Origin of the sequence: Agrobacterium sp. 33MFTa1.1, from assembly GCF_004328495.1 — a bacterium.
Lineage (GTDB): Bacteria > Pseudomonadota > Alphaproteobacteria > Rhizobiales > Rhizobiaceae > Agrobacterium > Agrobacterium pusense.
In genome coordinates, this window is record NZ_CP036360.1 from 454,637 (window position 1) to 469,798 (window position 15,162).

Genomic DNA, 15,162 nt, shown 5'->3' on the forward strand with positions numbered 1-15,162 from the left:
TGTCAGGCGGCCGGAACGCTAGGCCGATCTACGGCTTCTGAAGTATCATCCGGCCGCGTGGAGCGGCATGCTTCGGCCACCGCGGCATGTGCTTCGTCCTTCGTCCCCGGTAGAAGCGCGTCGCGGAAGCCGACCGCGGCCTTGAGCTGGAAGGCACGCGCACCCTGCTGGCGCGCGGTCGAGATCGCAATGCGAAAGGTTTCGGCCGCCAATTCCGCATTCGATGGAACGATGAACGTCGCCTTGAGCCGCAGGAGCTCGGCAAGCTGGAACCGCTCGCCCGTTTCAGTCGCCCGGCCGATCGCGCGGTCGATCAGATCGAGGGATTCCCTCGGTCGTCCCGCACGGAATGCGCACTCCGACTGGGCGGCGGCGATGGTAGTCGCGGTGTTCGCATGCATTTGGGCGTCGGCGCGGACGAGAGCCTCGTTAAGCAACGCCTCGGCTTCTTCCAGCCGACCATCCGACAAAGCCAGTTCCCCCTTTATGCCGATTGCCAAGGCCTCGAAGGCAGGAAGTCCGTTGCTGGTAGTGATTCTGTGAAGGTCCGCTGCGAGTTCCTGCGCTCTGTCGAGATTTCCCGACCAAAGGAAAACGCCCGCTCCGTGCGTGAGCGCGATCGCCAGGCAGACGGGGTTGCCGTATGTGCGAGATTCCTCCAGCGCCAGCTCGACTTCCTGAAGGGCCCTGTCCGTCTCTCCCTCTATCCAAAGCGTCCGGGCGTAGAGCGAGCGCGCTCTTACGAGCTGTAGCATCGCTGTGAACGAAAGGTCGAGAAGGGGATATCTGGGGACGGCGGCCTCCAGGTAATGGCGCGCCTGCGCGAATGAACCGAGATAGGCAAGCGTCGTCCCGTTCATCCAGCCGCACAGGAGCCTGGCCTTGGGAATGTTCGCCTCGGCCGAAAGAGCCTCGAAATCCCTGGCTGCCTCAAGACCCTCCTGATACTTTCCTATCCTGGTGATGAAGACGTTATAGGCCGCTAACGTGCGCATCTCGCGCCCGACATCTCCAAGCTCCCGGCATAACTCCAGGCATCGACTGTAGGCCGTCTTGACCTGAAGCATTGAATGTACCGCCATCGTCCCCGTCAAGGCCACGGCTTCGCAAAGAGACGCTTCAGTCGCGAGGTCGAGCTCGGTCGCCGCCGCGAGCGCTCTCGCCGCCCACGACCCGCATTCCGTCAGGAGGCCCATTTCGTAGAAAAGCGGCCAGGACGACGCGATGAGCGCGACGCCGACGTCGTCATTTCCATCCTCGGAAAAACACCATCTCAACGCAGACCGGACATTGGCAAGGAGGTCGCTGGTTCTGTGCTGCTCGCCCCATCTCTCGAAAGGCGGGGTCAACTCGGTCAGCTTCCGCGTGAAGGCAAGAAAATAGCTTGCATGTTCTTGGCTGGCGCGGGCGAGTTCTCCCTCGTGCTGCTGAAGGGCTTCCCCTGCATAGGCGCGGGCGGTCTCGGTGAGCCGATAAAGCTGTTGTCCGGTCTGAAGCGAGATGAGGGACTTTTCCGCTAGGCTCTCGCAGAGATCGAAGACTTCTTCTTCGGTAGTTTCCATAAAGGCAGCCACCGCTATCGCCATCTCCGGCGTGAATCCCCCGTTGAACACGGACAGGGCCCGGAAAAGCGCCTGCTCCTCGCGGGTAAGCAGGTTGTAGCTCCAGTCGAACATCGATCTCAGCGTCTGATGACGCGGAAGCGCTGCTCGTCGGCCTCGCCAGTGAAGTCGAAAGCGGTTCTCGAGCAGTTGAACCACACCCGAAATCCCATGTGCGCCGGCGCGACCAGCCGCCAGTTCCAATGCCAATGGGATGCCGTCGAGCCGATGGCATATCTGCGCGGCCTTGCTCGCGTCTTGGTCGCCGGGTTCACCTCTCAGTCCCGCAGCGGCAGCCCTGTCGAAGAAAAGCTGGACGGCGGGAAAGTTCTCGATATCCGCAGCTGAAATGGCCGCGCCCGGAGGTGGTGCTTCGAGTGGCTGGAGGTGGAGAAGTATCTCGCCTTCCACCCGCAGTGCTTCGCGGCTGGTGGCGAGTATGTGAAGACCCGGCAGGGCATCGTACAGTGATTCTGCCAGTATCGAGACGTCTTCGACGATATGCTCGCAGTTGTCTAAAACCAGCAGGAGGCGGCGGCCGTCCAGGTTCGCGACGATGGATGTCAGGAGATTCGGGGCGGAGGTGTTCACACCTAGAACGTTCGCCAGACCCGTCAGAAGTTCCGCGGCGTCCTTGAGAGCGACCAAGTCGTAGAAGTAGACGTCGCCCTCGAATTCGTCGAGCATCTGGTGTGCCGCCGCGACGGCAACGGTCGTCTTTCCGATGCCGCCGGATGCGACAACGGTGACAAAGCGACGATCGAGGATATCGGCGACCAGCTCCGCGACAACACCGTCACGCCCAATAATACGTTTTAGCGGAGGAGGGACATCAATGGTCGGGCGTGTTGCGGACGTCGCGGGAAGGGAGGTACGCGAGACCGCTTCTAGCGGCGCTTCCCTTTCGACCGGAGCGATAAAACAATAGCCTCGCCCCGGTATGTTGCGAACGTACTTCTCCCGGTCGCCGTCGTCCAGGGCCTTTCGGAGCGATGCAATCTGCACCCTGATCGAGCTTTCTTCAACGAAACTTGAAGGCCAGGCGTGACTGACGATGGTGTCCTTCGAAACCACTTCCCCGGCGTGCTCCAGCAACAGGGTCAGGATGTCCGTAGCGCGGCTGCCGATTTCGCACGGTTCCCCGTCGCGCTGTAGCGAGCGCTGGGACGCCAAGAAGCGATATGGTCCGAACGAGTAGATCATGGTGCCGTCACACTGAGTCAATCTCAGTATAAAAGGCCCGATACCCTCCGCCAACCTAGCTGGTGGGTTAGGTTTGTATCCCGGAGACGCTTCGCCCCGGTACACGTTTTCACGCCCGATCCCGAGTTTATGTCTCGCCGTGAAATAGGCGGGAAATAACCGCTGTCCTCACGAGCGCCTTTTCACATCGTTTCACATGCCATTCCGATGCGTCCATGAGACAGTGACAGTGTGGAAAGCAGTCGAGCAAAGCTACCTAACGCGGCAGACGAGGCGATAGCATGCCTCAAATGCCAATAGATACAGCCACGTAATGATACACCGCTCTTGGAAGGTCGGCGAACCGATGAACGCACACTCAACCCCTGAACTCATGAATCGCAAGGTCATTACGGACTTTGTCGAAGCGATCAACTCGCGCGACATCGAGCGCCTTTTGGGACTCTTCGCCGCCGACGCGATAGTGAACGACCAGTTGAATGAAGTTCAGGGTCTCGCCGAAATCGGAGAGTGGGCGAAGACTGATGTCGCGGGCGTCTCCCTGTCGATCGAGGCGATTTCCATCCATCGGCATTATGGCAGCACCATCATGAAGGGCAGCGTGGACGGCGAGTTCGACAAGCGCGGGCTACCAGAACCGCTGCTCTACAAATTCTATTTCGTGCTTTCTTTCGAGAAGATCGTCCTGTTGGTGGTTCTCCGAGACGAGGCCTGACGACGGTTGATCCCCCGATCCATGGGGGAGGCCGAGCGCGACGCTCATTATCTGGATCGTTTGAGACCGAATAGTACTTGCTAAAAGAATCGACCTGTAGGGTCGTGAGCAAAGCATTCATTATTCGAATTTCACCAGCGTAACCGTAATCGCATTTAGTCGCATTTGGTGTCTTCTTACTTAAATTCTTGCAGCATCGCTGTGTTCGGTCCTCGGGTACCGATTCGACCGACGGTGAAGGGCGGAGTGAACGATATGAATATGACGACGTTCCCTAATGACAACCTCGACCCAACATGTTTGAGGGAAATGAGCCGTCGGCTCAAAGAGCTTGAGGTCAGCGAAGCCCGCTACCGGACGCTGTTCAACAACGTCCCAGCCGCAGTGTTGCAGGTGGACGCAAGCGACGTGGAAGAGGCTTTCACCAACCTAAAGCATAGCGGTGTCGAGGATATCGACGCGTTTCTGGTCGAGAATCCGCAACTAGTCGATCAGGCCAACAATTCTGTGATCGTGAGGGGGGTAAATGACGTCGCGCTGACACTTTTCGGAGCCACGGATATTTCTCAATTGTTGGCTCCCGTCGCCTATGTCTTCGCTGGAACGCCAGAGGCTTCTTCGAACGTGATGTCCGCCCACTTTCGAGGACGGCCAAACCATTATCAAAGGCTTAAAATCAAGACCTTCGACGGCAGGACCATCGACGCCGCTCTCATGGTCTCCTTTCCGCAGTCGGCTGCCAATTTCGATACATCGGTGCTGATGATCATCGATATGACCGAGCAGGTGCGTATCGAAAGGGAGCTCAAGAAGATGGAATCCGAGTTCGCCCACTTTTCCAAGCTGTCCATTCTCGGCGAGTTTTCCGGTGCGATCGTACATGAGGTCAGACAGCCATTGTCGGTGGTCGCGAATGACGCCGCTACCGCGGCGCGCTGGCTTCAGCGAAGCGATCCGAACCTGCCCAAGGTGCGGGAACTCGTCGGAAGGATCGAGGAGAGCGTCCGGCGCGCGAATGAGGTGATCAAGCGTGTCCAGGATATGGCGAGCAAGGCGGTGCCCGAGAGGCAAACATGCGACCTCAACCGACTGATCGCCGGAGCGCTTACGTTCGTCAAGAAGGAAGCGACCCGCAGATCCGTGACGATCAGCAGCAATCTGTCTGCCGAAATCGCGACGGTCGAGGTCGATCCGGTTCAAATCCAACAGCTTATCGTCAATCTCGTCGTCAACGCGATGCAGGCCATCGAGAGGACGCAAGCGCAGTTCGGGCGGGTGGAAGTCACCACCCGAAGCGACGGTGAGCGGGCCTTCATCGAAGTTCACGATACGGGACCGGGCATCCCGGAAGGGATTGCGACGGAAATCTTCGAGAGCTTCTTCACGACCCGGAAGGAGGGGATGGGTATGGGGTTGTCGATCTGCCGTTCCATCGTCCACAGCCACGGAGGCGTGATTTCGGCGCGAAACACCTTTGAGGGTGGCGCGTCATTCGAAGCTTGGCTGCCTCTCGTTTTTGTCGAGACGGGCTATGATGATGCACCGGAGACCGTGGCGGGCCGACAACTCGCAGAATAGACGGAAAGTATGGGAGGACCTGAAATGATACACCCGATGGAACTGCCGAATGCCTCACCGTTAATCACAATCGTCGATGACGAAGACATCGTCCGCAAATCGTTGATCGATCTTTTCGGCTCTTTCGATATGCCCGCAGTAGCTTTCGACGGTCCTGCCGATTTTCTTGCGGGCTTCGATCCGGGGCGTCCGGGTTGCATACTTCTCGATATCAACATGCCTGATTTCAACGGGCTTGAACTACAGAAAAGGCTGTCTGCAATGGGCTGCAGCCATCCAGTCGTCTTCATAACTGGCTTCGAAGACGTCAGGATTTCGGTTGACGCGATGAAGGCCGGGGCGACCGACTTCTTTCTCAAGCCCTTCGATAGTAAGAAAGTCGTCGCCGCAGCCGTCAAGGCCATCAATCTCGATAGCGAACGTCGGACTGAGCGTATCAACCTCGACAACGCTCTCAACTGCTATGGAAAGCTGACGCCCCGCGAACGGGAGGTCCTCAAGTTCGTCACTGACGGCCTGCTGAACAAGCAGATCGCCTGGGAGCTGGGGATCAGCGAGATCATGGTGAAGCTGCATCGCGGCCGGATGATGAAGAAGATGGAGTGCCGGACATTAAGCGAACTGGTGCGCCGTTACGATCTGCTGGCCATGGCGGACGCGATGAAGGAAAGCGCGAGGACCTAAGCTGGCGGACTATGCGCTCGTTCAGCGATATCCGACACCCATAACGTACTCCTTCAGCAATTCCTCCTCGCTTTCGGCCTCCCGCAACAGGCCACCTAGAATGTCCCGGGCGTTTACAACGCCGATCGCGCATCCGTTTTGATCTTCGACCGGAAGGTGTCTGAAGCTGTTTTGGCTAAGCACTTGCCAGACCTGCTCAAGTTTATCGGCAGGCTCGCAGCTAACAATTTCCTTCTGCATCACGGACGCGACCGGAACCGCCAGATCCAGCCTGCCGCTTTGTACGAAGCTGCGCATGAGATCGCTCTTTGTGATTATTCCGGCAAGTCGCCCGCTCTCGCGGCACGCCAGTACCATTTCAGCTCCGTCCCTGAATAACGTCGCGGCGTCGAGCACCGGAGCGTCAGGGGAGATTTTAACAAGGCGGGCTTTCGCCCTGTCGAGAATCTGCTCTACCAAAACCATTGACTTCGTCTCCAAGGTGGCCGGATGGCCACGCGATCGGCCTTGAACGCCTACATGCCTTCGAAGCGAAAAAGCGCAATTGCATGCAAGGCGGCGCGTTCAAGCTAGCGGCCGCCAATTCCAAGGGAAGCTATACGTCGGTTTGCCTTTTGAATGGTGAGGGCAAATATCTTCGAAACGGATAGAGCAGAGCCGTCCCGGCGGATGGACGACCCTGCTATCGCGTGCAGTTCGCTGGTCCCTGCCGACGAGGATTGCGGGGACCTCTTCTGTAGAGGCGGTCTACGAGGACGCGATCTGCGACAGCGAGAATACACGCCCGGATGCGCTGATCTATGTAAACCGCGGTATACTCATTCGTCCTGGATCGGCCAGAGTCCGTCGAACGTGGAACGCCCGTCTGCTGTGTCGATCCGCGGGACCACGGACATGCCGGACCTCAGGCTGCCTGAGAGATCGCCAGCGTCCACTGTGATCTTGACGGGAACCCTCTGGACGATCTTCGTGAAGTTTCCGGTGGCGTTATCGGTAGGGAGCAGCGAAAACTCCGAACCGCTGCCTGGAGATAGGCTCTCCACACGGCCGCCGATCTGAATGCCGGGGAAACTGTCGACGCTGATCACGACGGGCTGGCCGACCTTGATATCCGTGAGCTGTGTTTCCTTGAAGTTGGCGACGACGTAGATCGAATGAAGAGGAACTACGGACATTAGTTGTGTTCCAGCGTTCACGAGTTGTCCGATCCTGAGAGTTCGCGCGCCAACCGTACCGTCGACAGGTGAGACGATCCGCGTGTAGGCCAGGTTCAGTTCCGCTTGGGCAACCTGAGCCTCGGCCTTGTGGCGTTGAGCGGCAGCCTGGCTTTTCTGCGTCTCAAGCACCGGAATTCGGTCTCTGGTCGCAACCACGTTCGCCTCGTCGCGCTTCACAGCCGCTTTTGCCTGGTCCCGGAGGGAGACGGTCTGCTCCGCACGTGATTGAGAACCCGCACCGTTCGTGATAAGCTTGCTCCATCGTTCCGCGTCTGCCTCGGCGAAAACCAAAGCGGCTTTGGATGCGTTCAATTGAGCCTCTGCCTGCCGGACCAGAGAGCGTTGCAGGTTGACCTGTGTATCGATGTTCCTTATTGCGGCGTCTGCCGCTTCTAGGTCGGCACGCGCCTGGGATAGCGTAATCTGGAAGTCCCTGTCGTCGATGCGCGCCAGCAGTTGTCCTGCTTTGACGGGGTCGTTGTCGTTGACCAGAATTTCTCGAATGTATCCCGAAACCTTGGGAGCCACGGCGGTGGAGTCCGCCTTGAGATAGGCGTTGTCAGTTGTTTCGACGTATCGATCGACGACGAAATATCGATACCCCGTCTGCCCGCCTATGACAAACGCTGCAATAACGGCTGACGCCAGCATGAGCGAGCGGAATCTTTTGCGCTTCGCACGTTGAAGCGGATGCTTACCGGAAATCGATGAAACCGGAGCGGCCAATTCGGGTGGCCCGCCAATTCGAAGTCCCTTCTCAGTTTCAGCGACTGTGAATGCTTCCGGTCGAGGCACTTCAACCATTTTGATTCTCCCGATCTAAAGGCATACGATCCGACGCTCGGCTTTTGGCCCGTAAAATGCCCTCGAATTGAAGCTGTGATAATCGGCGAAGATATGAAAGGATTATCAAGTGTCGGTTTAAGGTGGGCGGAGATCATGGACAGGTTGACCAGTTTGGAAGTATTCGGCCGGGTCGTTGAGACCGGCGGTTTTTCAGCTGCCGCACGTAAGTTGAACATGTCCACAACGATGGTCGCTAACCACATCAAAGCCCTTGAGGAGAGGCTCGGCGTCCTGCTCCTCCACCGTACGACGCGAAAGCTAAGCCTGACCGAAGCCGGAAAATTCTATTACGACCGTTCTTCGGCCATATTGATGGATCTCGATGAGGCAAACGAGGCCGTCGTAGCGTTGTCATCGACCCCTCGGGGGCAACTCCGCATCTACACCAATTCATCGATGGTCCAGAGCTTGGCAGCGATAACGAACGAATTCGTCGAACGCTATCCTCAAGTAACCATTAGCCTGGATATCGGGGAACGCATGGTGGACATGATCGATGACGGCTACGATCTGGCTATACGGATGACGACGCCGGACTCGAATCTGATCGCAAGAAAGCTGGCGACCTGGAGGCATCTGCTCGTGTGTTCGCCGGAATATGTCTTACGGCACGGAGCGCCAGAAAAACCCAGTGACCTTGTTGATCACAACTGCCTTAGTTATGCCCTATACGCCTTCGGCGACATGTGGCGCTTCGTCGACATGGACGGTTCAATCGTGGAAGCCCGGGCGAAAGGAAATGTCGTCTCGAGCAGTGCCGATCTCTTGCGTGATCTTGCGGTGAGGGGACGCGGCATTTTTCTCGCTCCGAGCCCGGTTGTTGTCGAGGAGATCGCGGCCGGCCGACTCCTATCCGTCATGACAGGATACAAGGGCGTGGAGTTCACGATCAGCGCCATTTTTCCGAACCGCAATCACTTGCCGAGGAAGGTCCGGCTTTTTATCGATCTTCTGGTCGAGCGCTTTGCGCGATTGCAGCAGTTCGAGGCGTGAAGCTTCGCCCCTCGCAGGGGTTGCTAGCTTCGTATCGAGCTATCCCGAAACCACAGCATAAGCGTGCCCGAGGCGATCTTTCGCCATAAGCATGGTTCCCCGCACGGCGAACCTGACAAACCTCCGTATAGCTTACCCGTTTCTTCGGAAAAGCTAGATTCAGTTTCGGCTTGATCCTCGTCCGACTGCGTAGGCGCAGTCTCTACCAGTGGTGTCCGTACCCACACGGTCATTCGATTCAAACCGCGTTGACGGTCGCGTATCAATCAAAAAAAAGGAGTTGGAAATGTTGAAAGCAACCAAAACCCTGCTCGTGACAGCGCTTCTTTACGCTGCAGCCTTGCCCGTATTCGCAAGCGGCTCAAAGCCAACGGTGGTTCTCGTCCACGGCGCTTTCGCCGACGCGTCGAGCTGGAGCGGCGTGATCTCCTAGTTTCGGCCAGCGGATATCTGATTCAGGACATCGCCAGTCAAATCTGCCCGCTCCGGCGATAGTGGAGCGTGGCTTTTGGTTTCAGTTCTATTTCCAAATCGAGCGGGGAAGGGCAGGGCTGGACGCCCACCGGAGGGATATCGCCCAAATCATGTGGCACGACAACTCTCCGACGTGGACGTTCGGCAAAGCGCTGTTCGAAGGATCCGCACCGTCCTTCGATAACCCGGACTATAGCGACGTTGTGGTTCATTTTTATCGGCACCGCCGACGGGGTATCCCGGCTACGCCGAACTCGAGGCGCGCCTCGCGGCCCAGGCAGTGATCACCGTTTCCACCGTGACCCTTGACGGCGATTTCGAAGGCGTTATCCCGGTCACGGAAAGCAAGGCGAGGGCGGACAAGTTTTCTGCCAATAGGGTGCATCACGTGGTCGAAGGGGTCGGCCTTAACCTTCCCTAAGAGGCTCCCCAAGCATTTGCGACGCCATCATGGATGGTCGCCGCACTCCGACCCGTCCAGGGTCGGTCCCCTTTATCCGCTTGGTTTAATTACCTATGCGCCTTCCGCCAAGCGTGAACGTGGTCGATGAACGCGCGAAGCCCGGCGGAAGGCAGTCTGCGGTTCGGATAGAACAGGGCTATGCCGGGATAGGGCGGCGTCCAATCTGGAAGCAGCTGTATCAGACGCCCGCTATCGATGTCCTCCTGCACCGAACGGAGGGAGACGAACGCGATGCCGGCATCCTGTCGGGCGGCAAGAATACTCAGATCGGTGCTTCCCGCGATGAGGCGACCCTTAACGTCAACGGTCAGCGCCTCACCGTTTCGCTCCAGCTCCCATGCAATAAGGGAGCCGCTCGGAAGTCGGGCACGAATGCATTCGTGAACCAGGAGGTCACCAGGCGATACGGGGAGTTGCTTGTCCGCGAGGTAAGTGGGAGACGCGACCAGAACAAATGATTCCGGTTGACCGAGGGAAACGGAAATCATGTCTTTGGGAATGACGTCCTCAAGACGAAGTCCGGCATCGAATCCCTCCGCGACAATGTCTACAAGCCGCCCTTCGGTTACCAAATCAACTTTCATGTCAGGGTAGCTGGCAAGGAAATCTAGCACCAGAGGCAAAACGCGTTCCGCGCCACCCTCAGACGTGTTCAACCGTAGAACCCCCATCGGGGTTGCTCGCAGATGGTCTACCGCCTCCAGCGCGGCGTCGATCTGGTCGAGAGCCGGGCGAATGTGTCGCACGAGGGCTTCGCCCGCTTCGCTGAGCGAGACGCTGCGCGTGGTGCGATTAAACAGCCGAACGCCGACGCGCTTTTCGACATTCGCGACCTGATGGCTAAGCGACGAAACGGCAATCTCAAGTGCCTTTGCCGCACCGCGAAAACTCCCTTTGTCAGCGATGGCCAAAATGGCCCGTAGGTCCGAAAGGGTCATGCCAGACATGATTGTCCAGTTTCCTTCAATGTCTCGTACGGATCTGTACCGTTTATACCATCAAAACAAGCGTCTAAATATAGGATCAACGCTCGACAAGGAGAAAAATGTGACAAACACCGTTCTCATCACCGGCTGCTCATCCGGCTTCGGCGAGGCTGCTGCGTGCCTCTTCGCGGATAAGGGTTGGAACGTGATTGCGACAATGCGCAATCCTAAGCAAGCCTGCGACGAATACCCGAACGTTCTGGTTACAAGGGTCGACGTCCAGGATCGCGAAAGCATCAAGTCGGCCGTTTCTCAGGGCATCGGGAGGTTTGGCCGGATAGATGTTGTCGTAAACAACGCCGGATATGGCCTGTTTGGCGTCTTCGAGGGAACGCCGCGCGAAAAGATCCAGGACCAGTTCGAAGTGAATGTCTTCGGTGTTATGGATGTCGTCCGAGAGACACTCCCGCACTTCCGTGCGAACCGCAACGGCCTCTACATCAATGTCAGCTCGGGCGCGGGTATCTTCGGCCTCCCGATGATCTCGCTCTACAACGCCTCGAAGTTCGCCTTGGAGGGGTTCTCGGAGTCGCTGTCCTACGAACTGGCTGCTCTGGGGATCGGGGTGAAACTGGTCGAGCCCGGCGGCGTGCTAGAAACGAAATTCGGGGCACGAACCGGGTCCGAGTTTTCATCCACATCGACGCCTTCCGATTACGACGCGTTCATTGCCGGCGCTGGCGCGATTTTCGACGGCCTGCGTCAGTCCAGCGGGCGTGGAACAAGCCGACAGGTAGCGCAGGTCATCTACAACGCTGCCACTGACGGTACCGATCAACTCCGGTATGTCGCCACGCAGGACATCCAGCCCCTGATCGATAAGCGTCGTGGAACCTCCGAGGTGGAGTACATGGGCTTCATGCGGGAGCATATGATGCCGAAGCTCTGACCGCTTCCGACGGGAGCCGCGTTGCATTCGGCTCCCGTCACACACACTACAGTATACTGCACTTTTGTTGAAGCGGAGGGTAACTTGGGCGATCTATCCACCCCGGGGTAACTCAACATGTCATCCGTGCTCGCCGACCGAACACCCAACCTAAGAACCTTCGATCTTCCTTTCGACCTGGAACGCCCCCCCGAGGAAGCCGGGCCTATGTTTTTCGCAAAGCATAGAGTGTCGGAGTTGCGGCGTTGGCCCGCCGAGCGATTGGAATCGATGGGTGCGATACCTTTCCCTGTCGGATACTGTGGCCAGAGTGACCGATACGAAACAAAGGTCTGGGGCGATGTCTTCTTACAAGTCGCGTACGCCATCGCGTCATGCGATGTGATCTCGGTGATCGGCAGCAGCTCCTCTTCCTCGGAACTCGAAGGCGTGCAGACGCTGCTTCATCATCACACGCGAAGGCCCGTGGAAGTGATAGAGTGCTTCGGTGACACCAAACCCGGCTGCATCTGGTCCAGCACGGACGAAAACCAGACCGAACCGGACTTCGATGCCAGAAGGGTGGCCATCGCTCTCGGGACGGTGCCTCCGCTCCATGAGCTCGGGGTGTTCTCGAACTGCACGGCTCTGTTTATCCACGAGCATCTCGCCCCCGCGATGTTCGCCCTGTCAGGCAAGGCGTTCGCGGTACCGATGTCTCGCGGCGGATGGAAGCTCTCGCACATCGCGTTCCACCGACTGCTCGAAATCGGGACCGAATTATCCTGCGGGGATGACTACCGTCGGATGTTCGACGAAACGGACAGTTTTTCGCGTCCGCTCTGCTTTATAGTAGCTGAATTGCTCAACGCGGTTCATCGGCATCGGAGCATGGCGGATTTTGCGGACGCCACGGCTTACGTCGTGGACTGATAGTCCGCCCCGGCGGTGCCTCGCGGTGAATGACATTGGCGGACCGGGTCGGGAAAGGACCGTTCCGCGCGCCGATTGGCCAGAAGTATAGAAGACGGGCGGGTGCATGGTCCCCTTTCACGCACGGGTAGAGCCCGAATTTTTGTCAGTTTTGTTGGATGTCGGGGCCGTCCACAGAAGCCCCCCGGAACCGCCCCTGCGCCCGTCGTGCGACCACCCGTCCAGCTCGGACCTTCAGCCAGATTGCGCTCAGGCGCTGGGTTGATAACGCTTGAGCATTCTTTGAAGCGAACGCCTATGCAGGTTTAGGTGTCGGGCGGCGAGTGACACGTTCGAGCTGGTCCATCTTAAGACCTCCTCGATGTGCTCATGCCTCACGCGATCCGGCTCCTCGATCCTGCAATCGGACGGTACGTTTGCCGATCCGTATAAAAGAATGCTCGTCAAGAACTCGTCGTCAGTAGGTTTGGGCACGAAATCGTCAGCGCCGGCCTTTACCGCGACAACGGCTATCGGAATATCGGCAAACCAGCTATGAATGACTATCCTCGTAGAAGGCAGCCATTGCGAAATCCATTTCACGAGCTCAAGTCCGGTACCATCGGGGAACCGCAGTTCCGTCAATACGATGGTAGGCTGTACCGCTAGGCATGCTGCCCTGGCCTCGGAGAGCGTCGAACTCCTCACCACAAGAAAGCCTCTTTCTATCAGGCTCGAAACGAGCGATTCCGTCTTCTCGACAAATGGATCGGCTATCACCATCGTCACGCGTGACATCGCCGGGGCTTTCTCGAATTCCTCGTTATCTTCCATTTGGCTTGCCTCATCCTCGGTTGCTGACACCAATCTACCGAGGCCCTTGAGGTACAACTACTATACGAGTGGATACCACGATAACACGCCGGGCTTACTTCGCTGACTTCGGTGCGAGAACACGACCGAGCACGATTTTCCAGATGATCAGAGTCGGGGCCGCCCCGAAAAAAAACAGCGTGATCGCAAAGAAGGCGGTATCGAACGCTATTGTCGTGGATTGAAGGGCGACAGCCTTGCCGATCAAAGCCACCGCTTCCTTGCTAGCCAATCCCGCCTCCGTCCCGTGGCTAGCGAGAAGACGACCAAGGTTTCCGATGCGCGCGATCACTTCCTCGCGTCCGGGGAGGATATGGGCCGCCAACACCACTCTGTTTTGTGCCGTCTGGTCTTCGATGAAGGTCTGAAGGAACGAGATGCCCGCGAGCCCGCCCATCTGACGGCCTATGCTGAACAAGGCAACCCCATAGATGAGTAGTGTCTTGTCGAGGCTTGAAAGCGTGACCAGCGTGATCGAAAGGAACAGGAATCCGAGTGCAAGGCCTCGTATCAGGATTGCTGGAGTCATGTCAGGCATCCCGCTGCCGCTACTGGAGCCCGACAGCAACCACATCGCCAGCATCAAGCCGAGGATTCCAAGCGGTATGGTGATGACACCCGGCAGCTTGAGTTTCTGGATCATGAAGGCCGTCAGGAATAGCGAGCCGACGAACATCAGCGTGCTTGGCAGAAGCAAGCTCCCGGCTGCGGTGGGCGTCATCCTGAGGACGGAAACGGCAAAGGAAGGGATAACGAAACTGCTACCGAGAAGTGCAAATCCGGCAGCGAGGCTCGCTGCGATCCCGAACGCAAAATTGGGGTTGCGGAAGAGCGCAAAATTGAACATGGTCGCCATGTCCGGCTCGAGGAACTGACGGACGATTTGCACGCCAAGTACAGTCAAGCCGATAATGGTGGCCCACACCACCGTCCTGTCGCCGAACCAATCCCAGCGATTTCCCTGGTTTAGAACGAATGTCAGCGTGAAGGCGGCGACGGCAAAGAGGATCAAGCCTACTGCGTCGAACGTGATCCTCGGGCTTTCCACTTCTTCCACCTGTGGCGCGAGAGCGAGCAGCACGATGCCAGCGACACCGAAGGGCACAGAGCATAGAAAGATGACCGACCAATCGATCTGGTCGAGGAGCCATCCCTGCATGTAGGGGGCAAGTGTCGCCGGAGCGACGACCGATCCGATCGCGTACACGCTTTGAACGAACGGCTGCTGCCGCATCGGGAACACGCGGAAGAGCAGCGACTGCGCGCCGACCAGAAGCACGCCACCGCTGGCGCCTTGTAGAAGCCTAAAGCCGAACATGAGGTTGAGGTCGCTCGTGAAGGCCGCACCGTAGCAGGCCGCGGTCATCAACGCTCCGGCGATCATCACGGAGCGATAGAGACCGAACGCGCCAGCAAACCAGGGAGTAAGGACGAATGCGCAGAGCTTTGCGGCGGTATATCCGTAGTCGAGCTTGGCGAACTCGTCGGCCGACGCATGGGTTCCGCCCATGATGTCGAGCCGTGCCATCGACAAGACCGTGCCTGCGACGGCGTCGGTCAGCACGATCGTCATCGCTCCGACAAGCAGGAAACCGGCGCCAGCAGTCGAAGCCTTCCCGGGTAATCCCGTTTGAGTATAACATAGGTCTGCCATTGCGGTCGCTCCGTGGTCGGCACCAGTTTGGATCGAGAATTCAGTGCACATCAGGGAGCCGACAATGCCCTGCCGTTGCGCGCGCGATAATCACC

At 58.0% G+C, this 15,162-nt stretch carries 13 protein-coding genes; 7 read left to right on the top strand and 6 right to left on the bottom strand.

The annotated features are described in order from the left end of the window. Positions 1-2: 2 nt before the first annotated feature. Positions 3-2,804: an ATP-binding protein gene (locus EYD00_RS25595; protein WP_034495469.1), complete on the bottom strand. Its 2,802-nt coding sequence runs from the start codon at positions 2,802-2,804 to the stop codon at positions 3-5. Between the two features lie 346 nt (positions 2,805-3,150). Here EYD00_RS25595 and EYD00_RS25600 point away from each other — a divergent pair, with 346 nt between their 5' ends. From EYD00_RS25600 to EYD00_RS25610, 3 genes are all read left to right on the top strand, one after another. Further along, positions 3,151-3,519 carry a nuclear transport factor 2 family protein gene (locus EYD00_RS25600; protein ID WP_131258988.1) on the top strand — a complete coding sequence of 123 codons (369 nt, stop codon included), beginning with the start codon at positions 3,151-3,153 and terminating at the stop codon, positions 3,517-3,519. Between the two features lie 255 nt (positions 3,520-3,774). Further along, positions 3,775-5,097 carry a sensor histidine kinase gene (locus tag EYD00_RS25605; RefSeq protein WP_131258990.1) on the top strand — a complete coding sequence of 441 codons (1,323 nt, stop codon included), beginning with the start codon at positions 3,775-3,777 and terminating at the stop codon, positions 5,095-5,097. 24 nt (positions 5,098-5,121) lie between these two features. Then, entirely contained in the window at positions 5,122-5,781 is a 660-nt protein-coding gene (locus EYD00_RS25610) for a response regulator transcription factor (protein ID WP_034495475.1), read from the top strand. Positions 5,782-5,802: 21 nt separating this feature from the next. Here EYD00_RS25610 and EYD00_RS25615 read toward each other — a convergent pair whose 3' ends face one another. Both EYD00_RS25615 and EYD00_RS25620 read right to left on the bottom strand, forming a co-directional pair. After that, on the bottom strand, positions 5,803-6,246 hold the full coding sequence (locus EYD00_RS25615) for a CBS domain-containing protein (protein WP_034495477.1): 444 nt from the start codon (positions 6,244-6,246) through the stop codon (positions 5,803-5,805). A 353-nt stretch (positions 6,247-6,599) separates the two neighbouring features. Beyond that, positions 6,600-7,802, bottom strand: coding sequence for an HlyD family secretion protein (locus tag EYD00_RS25620; protein WP_051674114.1), 1,203 nt, complete (start codon positions 7,800-7,802; stop codon positions 6,600-6,602). Between the two features lie 135 nt (positions 7,803-7,937). Here EYD00_RS25620 and EYD00_RS25625 point away from each other — a divergent pair, with 135 nt between their 5' ends. Beyond that, the gene (locus EYD00_RS25625) at positions 7,938-8,837 is read left to right on the top strand and encodes a LysR family transcriptional regulator (RefSeq protein WP_034495556.1); all 900 of its coding nucleotides are present in this window, start codon (positions 7,938-7,940) and stop codon (positions 8,835-8,837) included. Positions 8,838-9,123: 286 nt separating this feature from the next. Continuing rightward, the gene (locus tag EYD00_RS26320) at positions 9,124-9,270 is read left to right on the top strand and encodes a hypothetical protein (RefSeq protein WP_286084903.1); all 147 of its coding nucleotides are present in this window, start codon (positions 9,124-9,126) and stop codon (positions 9,268-9,270) included. A 551-nt stretch (positions 9,271-9,821) separates the two neighbouring features. Here the strand turns inward: EYD00_RS26320 and EYD00_RS25635 are convergent. Further along, positions 9,822-10,721, bottom strand: coding sequence for a LysR family transcriptional regulator (locus EYD00_RS25635; RefSeq protein ID WP_034495480.1), 900 nt, complete (start codon positions 10,719-10,721; stop codon positions 9,822-9,824). On the opposite strand from EYD00_RS25635, the gene EYD00_RS25640 reads away from it, so the two are divergent. Both EYD00_RS25640 and EYD00_RS25645 read left to right on the top strand, forming a co-directional pair. Then, a complete protein-coding gene (locus EYD00_RS25640) occupies positions 10,711-11,649 on the top strand; it encodes an SDR family oxidoreductase (RefSeq protein ID WP_246665921.1) in 939 nt (312 codons plus the stop codon). The genes EYD00_RS25635 and EYD00_RS25640 overlap by 11 nt on opposite strands. 117 nt (positions 11,650-11,766) lie before the next feature. Further along, the gene (locus EYD00_RS25645) at positions 11,767-12,561 is read left to right on the top strand and encodes a hypothetical protein (RefSeq protein WP_131258992.1); all 795 of its coding nucleotides are present in this window, start codon (positions 11,767-11,769) and stop codon (positions 12,559-12,561) included. 249 nt (positions 12,562-12,810) lie between these two features. Here the strand turns inward: EYD00_RS25645 and EYD00_RS25650 are convergent, their stop codons facing one another. Together EYD00_RS25650 and EYD00_RS25655 are read right to left on the bottom strand one after the other, a co-directional pair. Next, positions 12,811-13,374 carry a response regulator transcription factor gene (locus tag EYD00_RS25650; RefSeq protein WP_034495485.1) on the bottom strand — a complete coding sequence of 188 codons (564 nt, stop codon included), beginning with the start codon at positions 13,372-13,374 and terminating at the stop codon, positions 12,811-12,813. A 94-nt stretch (positions 13,375-13,468) separates the two neighbouring features. Next, positions 13,469-14,986: an MFS transporter gene (locus EYD00_RS25655; RefSeq protein WP_286084904.1), complete on the bottom strand. Its 1,518-nt coding sequence runs from the start codon at positions 14,984-14,986 to the stop codon at positions 13,469-13,471. Positions 14,987-15,162 lie beyond the last annotated feature (176 nt).